Raw genomic sequence first — 11,673 nt, 5'->3', positions numbered from 1 at the left:
CTGCACTAAGCGGTAAAACAGGAACTGCGTGGGATCAGACTTGCGACAGCATCGTGGCTGCGTCGCTGACTTCGAACTTGCCGGGGCCTTCGATGTTCAGCTGCTTGACCACGCCGTCGACGATCAGGGCCGAGTAGCGCTGCGAGCGCACGCCCATGCCGCGCTGGATCAGGTCCAGCTCCAGGCCCAGTTCCTTGGTCCACAGGGCGGAACCATCGGCCAGCATGCGGACCTTGCCGTCCGTCTTCTGCTCGCGGCCCCAGGCGCCCATGACGAACGCGTCGTTGACGGCCACGCACCAGATTTCATCGACGCCCTTGGCCTTCAGGGCGGCGGCCTGTTCCACGTAGCCCGGCAGATGCTTGGCCGAGCAGGTGGGCGTGAAGGCGCCGGGCAGCGCGAACAGCGCAATGGTCTTGCCACGGGTCAGATCGGCCACCTGGAACGCGTTGGGGCCCAGCGAGCAGGCGGCGGTTTCGGTTTCGATGAATTCGGTCAGGGTGCCGTCCGGCACGCGATCGCCGACTTTGATCGTCATGTAGATCTCCAGGAATGGGGGCAATGCACTGGGGCAGGAGCGCCCCACAGCCTCCATCATAGTTCTTGCGCGGCCGCCTTGCTGGCCGTCAGGCCCCCGGGAAAAAAAGATGCACAGTCTGAAACGACTCCATACCGTGCCTACACCGGTTCGAAACGGCTGATTGCCATAATGTTGTGGTTGCAATCACCGCCCGCGCACGCCGCGCAGCCGGCTGGCGGGCATCTAGCGGAGAGTCATCGATGCGCAAGATCTTGACCGGCCTGGCCCTGACGCTGGCCTCGGCTGCCACGGCCTGGGCCGCTCCGGATGCCGCCGAACAGGCCCAATACGATTCCTTCGTCGTCGCCGCCGGCGCCTCCAACGGCGCCGCCCGCGCCTGCGGCGCCTCCGAACCCGACCTGGCCCAGCACTTGACCACGTCCCGCAAGAACCTGCTGCAGTATGCGCAGGAGTATGGCTTTTCGGCGGGCGGCTATGACGGGCTGTTCCAGCAGGGACAGGCCCAGGGGAAGACGATGATGGAGGAGATGAAGCGCTCGGGGGTGGATGGATGCCGGGGGGTGCTGGGTAGCTTTCAGAACGAGAGGGTGATGGAGTACGAGGATATGAAGAGTGCTTTGGCTGAGGTCAGTGATGGGTTGCCGGGGGAGAAGGCGCAATAGCAGGTTCTGTTTCAGAAGCTTCAGGTTCTTGAGACGCCAGTTGCGGCGGCGGGCCCAGAGGCGCGGGGCAACGATTGCGGTCCGGAGCCTTCGCTCCGGACTTCCCCTTCGTCATCTTCGTCAAGGCCTTCGGCCTTTCCTTCAGATTCCCTCGGGCTTATCGACGCCCCGCGCCTCTGGGCCCGCCGCCGCAACTGGCTCTGCTGGCTAAAACTTCCCGGCCCCGGGGGCGAACGGTGTGCTTAGGGTTCTCGCCGCCGGTGGGGGCTGGCGATGGATCTTGCGGGGCCCGCCCCCGGCCGGCCGCGCGGGCGGCCTCTGGGGGCTTACGCGGTTTCTGGCGATTGGCGATGACGCTGCGCGCTGGTGAAGAACTGGTTCGAATTTCAAGAGCCGTTCTTCATGCCGACCGACAGTATCTCGATGCCACTGACATTCACCAGTTGAACTCCGATGCCGGATGGGTGGCGCGCGTATGGGTCTTCATGCGCAAACAGCTACCTGCCGCGCGCCACCCATCACCGCCCCCCCTCTGACGGCGACGCCATCAGAAAACCCACCTACGCATGCGCGCCAGCGATCACAATCACACTCAAAACGATGACGTATGTATTAATCGGCCGCCCGCGCGGCCGATTAATACGGGCAGCCCAAGACTCGCCCCCGACCACAGCTCTAGCAGCGCAAGTAGCCAAGACGCACGTAGCCCGTCGGCGCGGGCGGCGTGGCGGCTCGCAACCTCGATGCGCCCGAGGGAATCCGAAGGAACCGCCATAGGCGGTGACGAGGATGACGAAGGGGCAGTCCGGAGCGAACGCTCCGGACCGCAATCGTGGGCGCGAGCCGCCACGCCGCCCGCGCCGACGGGCGACCTACGAAAACCTGCGACGAACCCGTATAAACCCACGCAAAGAAAAGAACACTTACATAGATATAAAAACTACCTATGTAGGCCTACATTCCCAACCCGCGTCCAAAGAAACACGTCTCAAAGCCCGTTCTGCTTGAACCAATCCAACATCCGCGTCCAAGCCTGCTCCGCCTCCGCCTTCCGATAAGAAGGCCGATAATCCGCATGAAACGCATGCGGCGCGTCCGGATACACATCGATCCGCGACGCCTTCGCCGCCGCTGGCCCCTGCGCCAGTTCCAGCCGCATCTTGTCCACGTCCGCCATCGAAATCCCGGCGTCCTTGCCGCCGTAAGCCCCCAGCACCTTCGCCTTCAGCTCATTCACCTGGCTCAGCACCGACTTGGGCTTCAGGTCCGAAGGCTGCCCGGCCAACTGGCCATACCAGGCCGCGCCGGCCTTGAGCTTCGGGTTGTGGGCGGCGTACAGCCAGACCTGGCGCCCGCCCCAGCAAAAGCCCACGATGCCCAGCCGGTCCGCATTGCCGCCATTGGACGCGGCCCAGGCCGCAGCCGAATCCAGGTCGGACATCACCTGCGCGTCCGGCACCTTGCCGATTATTTCGGCCTGCAGCTTGGGGATCTCGGTGTATTTGGACGGATCGCCCTGGCGCGCGAACAGTTCGGGCGCGACGGCCAGGTAGCCCTGGTGGGCCAGCCGGCGGCACACGTCCTGGATGTACTCGTGCACCCCGAAAATTTCCGACACCACCAGCACCGTCGGCAGGTCCTTCTTGCCCTTGGGCGCCGCCCGGTACGCGGGCATCTTGCCGTCCTTGACCGGAATGTCCACCTTGCCGGCCACCAGACCGTTGGCGTCCGTGGTGATCGCGGTCTGCGCCACGGCCTGCCCGGCCGCCAGCGAAAAACCCGTCGCCACCGTGGTGGCCATGAAACCCCGCCGATTCAGCCGCAAGGGCGGAAGCAGGCTGTCGAAGTGCGCGTCCTGGTCATTCATCGAGAATCTCCTGGCAAAAAGCCGGCAGGGGCGGCTGGGCGCCGCCTCCCGGACCAGCCTGGTTCACTTCAGGGAGAAGTCCACGCGCGAGGGTTGCCCCTCGTCCTTGATGCCATCCGCGTCCAGTTGCGGCGCAACGATGAACACGCGATCCGCGAGTCCTTCCTGGGCTTGCAGCTTCTCATAAACCGCCTGCGCGCGCGCATCGGCCAGTTGGCGCAACTGCTCGTCGCCCACGGGCGCCACGCTGCGCAGCATCTCCTCCATCTGCGCCGCCGGCACGGACTTGGACATGCCGATGAAGTTGCGCGGCTTGTCCTTGATGTCCGTGTCGTCGTAGACCTCTTCCAGGTACTTGGCGCGCTCCGCGCCCGATACCTCGACGCCCGCCGGGTTCGGCTTCTTGCCGCGCGGCGTGACGTCGGCGGCCTTGGCGGCGCGGATCTTGGCGTCGACCCAGGCCTGGCGCAGGCCTTCCATGTCGGTCTTGGGATCGGCGCGGCCGCTGATGTCCATCTTCAGGGCCGGACGGTCGGTCAGCGCCTTGATCAGCGTGTCGATGCGCTGCTGGCTGTCCTCGGTCAGCGCCGCGCTGCCGGGCGCGAACTCGACGTAGGACAGCTCCTCGCCGCCGCCAAAGGCCGAGGCCAGCAGACTGAAGGGCGAGGTGACGGCCTTGACCACCAGGTTCAGCAGCACGCGCACCACGATGCCGCCCACCGAGAACTCCGGATCGTCCAACGAACCGGAGATCGGCAGGTTGATGTCGATGTTGCCGCGCGAATCCTTCAGCAGCGCCACGGCCAGCAGCACCGGCAGCTTGGTCGCGTCGGGGCTGTTGGTCTTGTCGCCGAAGGTCAGCTGGTTGAGCACCACATGGTTGGTGGCTTGCAGCGCGCGGTCCTTGATCTTGTATTCCAGGTCCACCGACAGCTTGCCGCGCTTGATCGGGTAGCCCACGTACTTCGCGGAATAGGTGTTGAAGCGCGGCAGGTCCACGCCCTTGGCCGAGGCCTTCAGGTCCAGCGACAGGTACTTGGCGAAAGGCTGTACCACGCCGCTGATCGACAGCGGCGCGGTGGTGTAGACGCGGCCGGTGACCTTGACCTTGGCGGGCTGGGGATTGGTGGACGATACCGCCGTGATCGAGCCTTCGATGCTGGACAGCTCGGCCACGTAGTTGGGTTTGACGAAGCGGTCCGTGAAGGTCATGCGGCCGCGGTTCAGGGTGACGCTGTTCACCGAGATATCGGGCATGCCCCCGCCTCCCTTGGCGGCAGGCGCCGCGGGCGGCGGCGCGGCGCTGCGGCCGGGCGTCTGCGTGTCCTGGGTGATGGAGCCGCCGGCCTGGCCTGGGGCCGCCACCAAGTCCATGACGTTCAGGCGGCCTTGCGCATTGAGCAGCACGCGCCCGTAGAAATCCTCCAGCGCGATATCGCCCAGCTTGGCGCCGATCTTGTCGCCCGCCACCGAGATGTCCATGCCGGTAAAGCCCAGGCGCTTCCAGTTCAGGAAGTCGTCCTTGTTGACGCGGTCCTGCAGGTCCACGCCGGTGACTTCGACGCCGCCCTTCCAGTTGACCTTCATTGGCGCCGAACCGGCCGCGGCGGCGAACTCCGCGTTGCCTTTGGCGCCCAGCGTGATGGCGCGCACCGTGGCGTTCAGGCTGGAGGCGGCGTACGGCGCGAACGACGCGACGTTCAGTTCGGACAGGTCCACCGAGGTTTTCACGGTCAGCGGCTGCGGCGTGAATGCGCCCTTGAGATCCAGCTTGCCGTTGCCCTGGATGCCGGCGGCGGCCAGGGTAAAGTTGCTCTGTCCCGGCCCCATGGCCAGGCGGTCGGCGGTCACGCGCAAGCTTTGCAGCGCAATGTCCACGGCGGGCTTGAGGGATTCGTCGCGGGCCTTGAACTGCGTCAGGTCGGCCTGCACGGCGCTGGCGGACGCATCCACCGCGCCGTTCTTTTCCTGCACATGGACCTGCGCGCTGGCAGCCAGGCGGCCGTCCAGCAATGCGATCGGCGCCGCGTTGCGCACGGCCGGCGCCAGGGGCGCCAACGCGATGTTGCCCAGGCGCACGCCCAGTTCCAGCGACAGCGGCTTGAGGACCAGCGGCCCTTTGGCGCGCAGCCAGCCGCCGTCGGTGCTGTTATCCATGGTCAGCCACAGATTGATGGGCTGGCCCGGCACCTGCGGCAGGGCCACGCCCTCGACCGTCGCGGCCAGGCCGGTCATCACGTAGTCCAGCTTGCTGACGGCGTCGGTGACGTAGACCTCGCCTTCATGCAGGTTGAAGGCGTCCAGTTCGACCTTCCATTCCGCCGGCGCGGGCGCCGGCTGGGGGGCTGCGGCGTCCGCGGTGGCGGGCGCTGCGGGAGTCGTGGCGGACGGAGTGGCGGTAGCGCTGGCCGCTGCGATAGCGTTTGCGGCGGCAGGCGCGTCGGATGGCGTCGCGGCAGGCGCGGAGGCTGCCGCGGGCGCGCCCGCGGATGCAGCCGGCACGGCCGGGGACGCCGGGGCGGAAGGCGCACCCTTCGTCGCGACAGTTGCCGGAGCGGCGCCCTTGGCGGCGGATCCCGGCGTTGCCGTCGCGGCCGGCGTGGCCTTGGCCGTGGCGGCGCCCGGACCTGCCTTGTCTCCCGCCTTGGCGGGATCCAGGCCGCTGGCTTTACGCAGCTTGTCGGCCACCGGCGTGGCGGTCGGCTCGACACCGCCCAGCCGCTTCAGCCCGGCAACCACGTCCAGCCAGTTCAGGTTTTCATTGGCGTAGCGGCGCACATGGATCTGCGGCGCCCACAGCCCCACCTCGCCCACATAGGCATGGCGCGCGATGGGCTCCAGCTCCAGGCGGGTGACGGTCAGCGCGCTCCAGGCGGCCAGGTTCGCGCCCGTGGTGTCGCGCAGGTCCAGGCGGCGCAAGCCCAGGTCGCCAACCACGCGGATCTTGGGCGGCGCGTCCTTGGGCTGCTCGAACACCACTTGCAGGTTCGAATCCAGCAGCGCGCTTTCCACCTTGAACGGCAGCGGCATGGGCCAGACGTCCGCCCACTTTTCCAACTGCAGGCCATTGAAGGCCACGCGCAGCGTGGACGAGGGCACCTTGTCGAAGGGGCGCGCCACACCGTTCAAATCGAACGGACTGCCATTGATGCGCAAGTGCACGCGCGGCTGCACGTCGATGTCGGTGGCGTAGCCAAAAGTGGAAATGAACGGCACGCCCACGCCCACTTCGTCGACCACCTGCTTGCGGCCCGTGACCTTGTCGTCCAGCGTGATCGAGCCGTTCTCGATCACCATGTTGTTCAGCGAAAAACGCGGCAGCCCTTCGTCCGGCTTGGGCGGTTCCTCGGGCTGGGCGGCCGTCAATTCGGCCACTCGTTGCTGAATATCAGAAAAATTGAAGCGCGTGACGTCCTCGCGGACGATGGCGATGTTAGGCTCGCGCAGCGTCATTCGATCGACGACCGGCGCAAACCAGAACAGGGAAGTCCAGGCCGCGCTGACGTCCAGCTCGGCCAGCGTCAAGAGCGGCGTCTGCGAATCGGGCTGGGCCACGGCCAGATCGCGCGCCCGGACGGTCAGCGTGAAGGGATTGAAGCTGATGTCGCCGACGGAGACGTCCCGCCCGATCATCTTGGAGACGTCCTGCACCAGGACGTTGTGCAGCACTTTGGGGACTTGCCAGGCGGCAACCCCGAAAAGGATAAGTACGAATGCCGCGATACCCAGAAGAATCTTGCCGACCCGGCGGGTGAACCGAAGCTTGGGCATCCGCAAGGGCATTGCGCGTCTCCTGATACGAATTGAAGGGCGAGCGTTTCCGTCCTTCTAATGACTACAGGCGCGATTATCGCGCCCCCTGCACTGCTCGTCTATCATAGGCGTATCGATGGGCCGATCCGGCCAGCCGGGACCGCCCTTTTCAATCATTAACAATTATCGCTCCCGATTCCCATGTCCACGCCCACCCCAACTTTGAGCCACCTGGATGAAGCCGGACAGGTCCGCATGGTCGACGTGATCGCCAAGACGGACACCGAGCGCGTGGCGATCGCCACCGCCAGCGTGCGCATGAACGCCATCGCCTACGGCCTCCTGACCCAGCCGGGCCAGGGCAAGGGCGAGGTCCTCAACACCGCCCGCGTCGCCGCCATCCTGGCCGCCAAGCGCTGCGCCGACACCATCCCGCTGTGCCACAGCCTGCCGCTGGCCTTCGTCGGCGTCGAGTTTTCGCTGGACGACGCCGAGCATCGCATCGACGTGCTGGCCACCTGCCGCACCAGCTACAAGACCGGCGTGGAAATGGAAGCCATGATGGCCTGCAGCGTTGCCGCGCTGACCATCTACGACATGTGCAAGGCTGCCGACAAAGGCATCGTCATCGAGCAAGTTCGCCTTAAGTACAAGGCAGGAGGAAAAAGCGGTGAATGGCGCAACGATTAATCTTCTTTACTTCGCGCGCGTCGCCGAACTGGTCGGCAAGCGCTCCGAAGCCTGGCCCCTGGAGGCCGAGTCCACCGGCGCGCAGCTGCTTGCCGCGCTGGGCGAACGCTACCCCCAGCTGGCGCCCTCCGCGCGCCTGAAGCTGGCCATCAACCAGACCCACGCCAAGCCGTCCGCGCCCATCCGGGCGGGCGACGAGGTCGCGGTATTCGAACCCGTCACCGGAGGTTGAACGCCATGATCAGCGTCCAGGAAGCCGATTTCGACGGCGCCGCGCTCACGGCCGCGCTGCGGGAGAGCGCCGGCCCGGGCGTGGGCGGCATCGTCACCTTCGTGGGCTATGTGCGCGACTACGCGCCCGACACGCCCACCGACACGCTCTTTCTCGAACACTACCCGGGCATGTGCGAACGCGAACTCGAAGAGATCGCCGCGACCGCCCGCGCCCGCTGGCACCTGGACGGCACGGTCATCGTGCACCGGGTCGGCGCGCTGCACCGCAACGCCCAGATCGTCTTCGTGGCGGCCGCCAGCGCCCACCGCGGCGATGCCTTCCGCGGCTGCGAGTACATCATCGACGCGCTCAAGACCCGCGCGCCCTTCTGGAAGCGCGAAACCCTCGCGGGCGGCAACAGCTTCTGGGTGGAGCAACGCCAATCCGACCAGGACCGCACGCAGTCCTGGGATGAAGACACCACCGTCTAGAAGATAGAAGAGGAGAATCCATGAGCGACGAAAGCCTTGTTTCGCTGGCCTGCGCCGTGCTGACGGTCAGCGACACCCGCAGCGCGGGCGACGACACCTCCGGCAACCTGTTGGCCCACAGCCTGGCTCATGCAGGCCATCAGTGCGTGCGCCGCGACCTGGTCAAGGACGACATCTATCAGATCCGCCGCGTCATCAGCGACTGGATCGCCGATCCCGAGGTGCAGGTGATCCTGACCACGGGCGGCACGGGCTTCTCGCATCGCGACCACACGCCCGAAGCCATTGCGCCCCTGCTGGACCGCGAGATCCCCGGCTTCGGCGAACTGTTCCGCCAGATCTCCTACACCGAGATCGGCAGTTCCACCGTCCAGTCGCGCGCCCTTGCGGGTTCGGCCAACCAGACGCTGATCTTCTGCCTGCCCGGGTCCAACAATGCCTGCGAAACCGCCTGGTCGCAGATCATCCGCGAACAGCTGGACAGCAGCCACCGCCCCTGCAATTTCGCCACCCAATTCAAGCAACGCGAAGAAGACAACTGACCCATGCTGGATTTTGATCAAGCCCAGACCCTGCTGGCCAATGCCGCGGGTCCGCTGCAACGCAGCGAAGAGGTGAGCCTGGCCGATACCGCCGGCCGCGTGCTGGCCATCGACCTCAACGCCACCGTGGACATCCCGCCCGCCGACAACAGCGCCATGGACGGCTATGCCCTGCGCGTGGCGGATTGGGGCGCCGGCGTGCGCCTGCCCATCCAGCAGCGCTGCTATGCCGGCGAAATGCCCGAGCCGCTCAAACCCGGCCACGCCATCCGCCTGTTCACTGGCAGCCTGATCCCGGAAGGCGCGGATACGGTCGTCATGCAGGAAGACACTACCGAAGCCGACGGCCAGGTGGAAATCTCGCGCGCGCCCAAGCCCGGCCAGCACATCCGCCGCCGCGGCGAAGACACCATGGCCGGCGCGCCGTTGCTGGCCGCGGGCACCGTGCTGGAAGCGGCTCACGTGGCGTTGCTAGCCTCGCAAGGCCTGGCCCGCGTGCGGGTCGTCGGCCAGTTGCGCGTGGGCATCCTGACCACCGGCGACGAGCTGGTGCTGCCCGGCCAGCCACGCGCGGCCGAACAGATCTACAACTCCAACGGCCCCATGCTGGCCGCGCTGGCGCGCGGCATGGGCGCCCTGCCGGTGCACGTGCTGCACGCCCGCGACACCGAGGCCGACCTGCAGGCCGCCTTCAAGACGCTGCTGGCCGATTGCGACCTGGTGGTTAGCGTGGGCGGCGTGTCGGTGGGCGAACGCGATCTGGTCAAGCCCGCGTTGGCCTCGCTGGGCGGCGAACTCGCGCTCTGGAAGGTGCGCATGAAGCCGGGCAAGCCGGTTGCGCTGGCGCAGATCGACGGCAAGCCCGTGGTCGGACTGCCCGGCAATCCCGTGTCGGCCTACGCCGTGTTCACCCTGCTGGTGACGCCGCTGATGCGCCGCATGCAGGGCCGCGACACGCTGTTCCCGCCGACCAGCCAGCTGCCGCTGCGCACCGAGCATCCGCGCCAGGACAGCCGCGAGGAATTCCTGCGCGTGCAGCGCCGCCTGGCCGACGACGGCAGCGCCGAACTGGTGCCTTACGGCCACCAGGGTTCGGGCGTGATCAGTTCGCTGCCCTGGGCCACGGGCCTGGCCCGCCTGCCGGCCGACTTGCCAGTGCAGGACCAGGATCGGGTCGCCTACTACGACCTGCGTCACTGGCTGGCGTAGCGCTCGGCCTGCGCCAGTTCCTCTGGCGTGTTGACGTTCATGAAGGCCTCGGGCGCGTCGTCGAAGCAGGCTTCGACCGCGCCCGCTCTCGCCTGCCACAGCCCCACCTTGCGGTCCCCGGCTCGCAGGTACTCCAGCAGATTGGGCAACAGCGACGTGCGCAGGGCCATGCAGGCCGAATGCCGCTGCCCGCCGGCCATCGCATATGCCATCGGCGCCTTGGCGGACTCGGCCGCGCCGACCAGGCGCACGGCCAGGTCTTGGGGCAGGAACGGCGTGTCGCAAGGCACCACCACCAGCCATGCGTCTTCCCGCGCCGCGGCCAGGCCCGCGGCGATACCCAGCAATGGTCCTTGCCAGGCGCCGAGTTCGGCTTCACCGTCCCGCAGCACCTCGCCGTACCGGGCATAAAGGTCCTCGTGGCGGTTGGCACTGATGATCAGGCGCGACACTTGCGGCGTCAGGCGGCGCGCGACGTGCGCCACCATGGGCTCGCCGCGCAGGGCCACCAGGCCCTTGTCCTGTCCGTTCATGCGCGTGCCCTGGCCGCCGGCCAGGATCAAGCCGGCGACTCCTGCGGGTGCGATCGCGGGCGAGGCTTCAGCCACCGATGTAGCTCATCTCGATCTTGCGCGCCGGATCGGCCATATTGCGGCCGCGCAGCTCGGAGTAATGGTCGTTGCGGCCCGCCCAGATGCCCGCGATGATGCCAGCAAGTTCGGCATCGCTGGCGCCGTCGCGCAGCGGGGCGCGCAGGTCGTAGCCGTCGTGCGCGAACAGGCACAGGAAGAGCTTGCCTTCCGGCGACAGGCGCGCGCGCGTACAGCCGCCGCAGAAGGCGTGGGTGACGCTGGAGATGACGCCGATCTCGCCGCCGCCGTCCAGGTAGCGCCAACGTTCGGCCACGCGGCCCATTTCGCCGCTGGCCACCGGCTCCAGCGGGTAGGCCGCGCCGATGCGGTCCAGCACTTCCTGGCTGGGCACCACCTCAGCCAGATTCCAGCCGTTGGTGTTGCCCACGTCCATGTATTCGATGAAACGCAGGATGTGGCCGGAATGGCGGAAGCGTTCGGCCATGGGCAGGATCTGGCCGTCGTTCAGGCCGCGCCGCACCACCATGTTGACCTTGACCGGAGCCAGCCCGGCCTCGGCCGCGGCGTCGACGCCGCGCAGCACGTCGTCGGGCGTGAAGCCGCTGTCGCTCATGCCCTGGAACATGGCCGGATCCAGCGCGTCCAGGCTGACGGTCACGCGCGTGAGTCCGGCGCTCTTGAGCGCGGCGGCCTTGCGCGCCAGCATGCTGCCGTTGGTGGTCAGGGTCAGGTCCAGCGGACGGCCCGCAGGCGTGCGCAGTTCCGCCAGTTGCCCCACCAGGTTCTCGATGTGCTTGCGCAGCAGCGGCTCGCCGCCGGTCAGGCGGATCTTTTCCACGCCCAGCTGCGTGAAGATGCCGGCCAGGCGGCTGATTTCCTCGAACGACAACAACGCTGCATGCGGCATGAAGGTATAGCTGCTGTCGAAGACTTCGCGCGGCATGCAGTAGGTGCAACGGAAGTTACAGCGGTCCGTGACCGAGATCCGCAGATCGCGCAGGGGACGCGTGCGCGCGTCCAGCGCCGGCTGTCCGTGCGGCGGCAGTTCGCCGGGCACGGCAGGGGCCAGCGGACCGGTCCGGCGATCGGCGAGGAAAATCACTTTGCTCAT

Annotated in this window: 11 protein-coding genes; 6 read left to right on the top strand and 5 right to left on the bottom strand. The window is 67.1% G+C overall.

The features are described from left to right. Window positions 1–34: 34 nt before the first annotated feature. The gene (locus tag AC3WOB_RS06380) at window positions 35–538 is read right to left on the bottom strand and encodes a peroxiredoxin (RefSeq protein ID WP_332015776.1); all 504 of its coding nucleotides are present in this window, start codon (window positions 536–538) and stop codon (window positions 35–37) included. A gap of 242 nt (window positions 539–780) precedes the next feature. Here AC3WOB_RS06380 and AC3WOB_RS06375 point away from each other — a divergent pair, with 242 nt between their 5' ends. After that, window positions 781–1,203 carry a hypothetical protein gene (locus tag AC3WOB_RS06375; RefSeq protein WP_013395781.1) on the top strand — a complete coding sequence of 141 codons (423 nt, stop codon included), beginning with the start codon at window positions 781–783 and terminating at the stop codon, window positions 1,201–1,203. A 988-nt stretch (window positions 1,204–2,191) separates the two neighbouring features. Here the strand turns inward: AC3WOB_RS06375 and AC3WOB_RS06370 are convergent. After that, window positions 2,192–3,070 (bottom strand): dienelactone hydrolase family protein, encoded by an 879-nt coding sequence (locus AC3WOB_RS06370; protein ID WP_013395782.1) that lies wholly within the window; start codon window positions 3,068–3,070, stop codon window positions 2,192–2,194. A 63-nt stretch (window positions 3,071–3,133) separates the two neighbouring features. Continuing rightward, a complete protein-coding gene (locus AC3WOB_RS06365) occupies window positions 3,134–6,853 on the bottom strand; it encodes a DUF748 domain-containing protein (protein WP_492274542.1) in 3,720 nt (1,239 codons plus the stop codon). Window positions 6,854–7,024: 171 nt separating this feature from the next. Here AC3WOB_RS06365 and moaC point away from each other — a divergent pair, with 171 nt between their 5' ends. From moaC to AC3WOB_RS06340, 5 genes are read left to right on the top strand one after another with little or no spacing between them, the layout of a single operon-like run. Then, complete coding sequence (moaC, locus tag AC3WOB_RS06360) at window positions 7,025–7,513, top strand: cyclic pyranopterin monophosphate synthase MoaC (protein ID WP_041654266.1); 489 nt, start codon at window positions 7,025–7,027, stop codon at window positions 7,511–7,513. Further along, window positions 7,494–7,745: a MoaD/ThiS family protein gene (locus tag AC3WOB_RS06355; RefSeq protein ID WP_013395785.1), complete on the top strand. Its 252-nt coding sequence runs from the start codon at window positions 7,494–7,496 to the stop codon at window positions 7,743–7,745. The genes moaC and AC3WOB_RS06355 overlap by 20 nt, the downstream gene beginning before the upstream one ends. Window positions 7,746–7,750: 5 nt before the next feature. After that, the gene (locus AC3WOB_RS06350) at window positions 7,751–8,218 is read left to right on the top strand and encodes a molybdenum cofactor biosynthesis protein MoaE (protein WP_013395786.1); all 468 of its coding nucleotides are present in this window, start codon (window positions 7,751–7,753) and stop codon (window positions 8,216–8,218) included. A 20-nt stretch (window positions 8,219–8,238) separates the two neighbouring features. After that, on the top strand, window positions 8,239–8,760 hold the full coding sequence (moaB, locus tag AC3WOB_RS06345; RefSeq protein WP_492274541.1) for a molybdenum cofactor biosynthesis protein B: 522 nt from the start codon (window positions 8,239–8,241) through the stop codon (window positions 8,758–8,760). A gap of 3 nt (window positions 8,761–8,763) precedes the next feature. Further along, entirely contained in the window at window positions 8,764–9,969 is a 1,206-nt protein-coding gene (locus AC3WOB_RS06340) for a molybdopterin molybdotransferase MoeA (protein ID WP_492274540.1), read from the top strand. Here AC3WOB_RS06340 and mobA read toward each other — a convergent pair. Further along, window positions 9,954–10,502, bottom strand: coding sequence for a molybdenum cofactor guanylyltransferase MobA (mobA, locus tag AC3WOB_RS06335; RefSeq protein WP_492274618.1), 549 nt, complete (start codon window positions 10,500–10,502; stop codon window positions 9,954–9,956). The genes AC3WOB_RS06340 and mobA overlap by 16 nt on opposite strands. A 67-nt stretch (window positions 10,503–10,569) precedes the next feature. Then, window positions 10,570–11,673, bottom strand: a complete 1,104-nt coding sequence (moaA, locus tag AC3WOB_RS06330; RefSeq protein ID WP_207465651.1) for a GTP 3',8-cyclase MoaA — start codon at window positions 11,671–11,673, stop codon at window positions 10,570–10,572.

The sequence above is a fragment of the Achromobacter sp. FW305-C-30-7 genome (genome assembly GCF_058783105.1).
The sequence above is the reverse complement of the archived record's forward strand: the minus strand, read 5'-3'. Positions and strand labels throughout refer to the sequence as shown.

Bases quoted from the DNA above. Each gene is read 5' to 3' on its own strand.
- AC3WOB_RS06380 (WP_332015776.1), bottom strand. From the start codon at position 538: ATGACGATCAAAGTCGGCGATCGCGTGCCGGACGGCACCCTGACCGAA.
- AC3WOB_RS06375 (WP_013395781.1), top strand. From the start codon at position 781: ATGCGCAAGATCTTGACCGGCCTGGCCCTGACGCTGGCCTCGGCTGCC.
- AC3WOB_RS06370 (WP_013395782.1), bottom strand. From the start codon at position 3,070: ATGAATGACCAGGACGCGCACTTCGACAGCCTGCTTCCGCCCTTGCGG.
- AC3WOB_RS06365 (WP_492274542.1), bottom strand. From the start codon at position 6,853: ATGCCCTTGCGGATGCCCAAGCTTCGGTTCACCCGCCGGGTCGGCAAG.
- moaC (WP_041654266.1), top strand. From the start codon at position 7,025: ATGTCCACGCCCACCCCAACTTTGAGCCACCTGGATGAAGCCGGACAG.
- AC3WOB_RS06350 (WP_013395786.1), top strand. From the start codon at position 7,751: ATGATCAGCGTCCAGGAAGCCGATTTCGACGGCGCCGCGCTCACGGCC.
- moaB (WP_492274541.1), top strand. From the start codon at position 8,239: ATGAGCGACGAAAGCCTTGTTTCGCTGGCCTGCGCCGTGCTGACGGTC.
- AC3WOB_RS06340 (WP_492274540.1), top strand. From the start codon at position 8,764: ATGCTGGATTTTGATCAAGCCCAGACCCTGCTGGCCAATGCCGCGGGT.
- mobA (WP_492274618.1), bottom strand. From the start codon at position 10,502: ATGAACGGACAGGACAAGGGCCTGGTGGCCCTGCGCGGCGAGCCCATG.
- moaA (WP_207465651.1), bottom strand. From the start codon at position 11,673: ATGAGCAAAGTGATTTTCCTCGCCGATCGCCGGACCGGTCCGCTGGCC.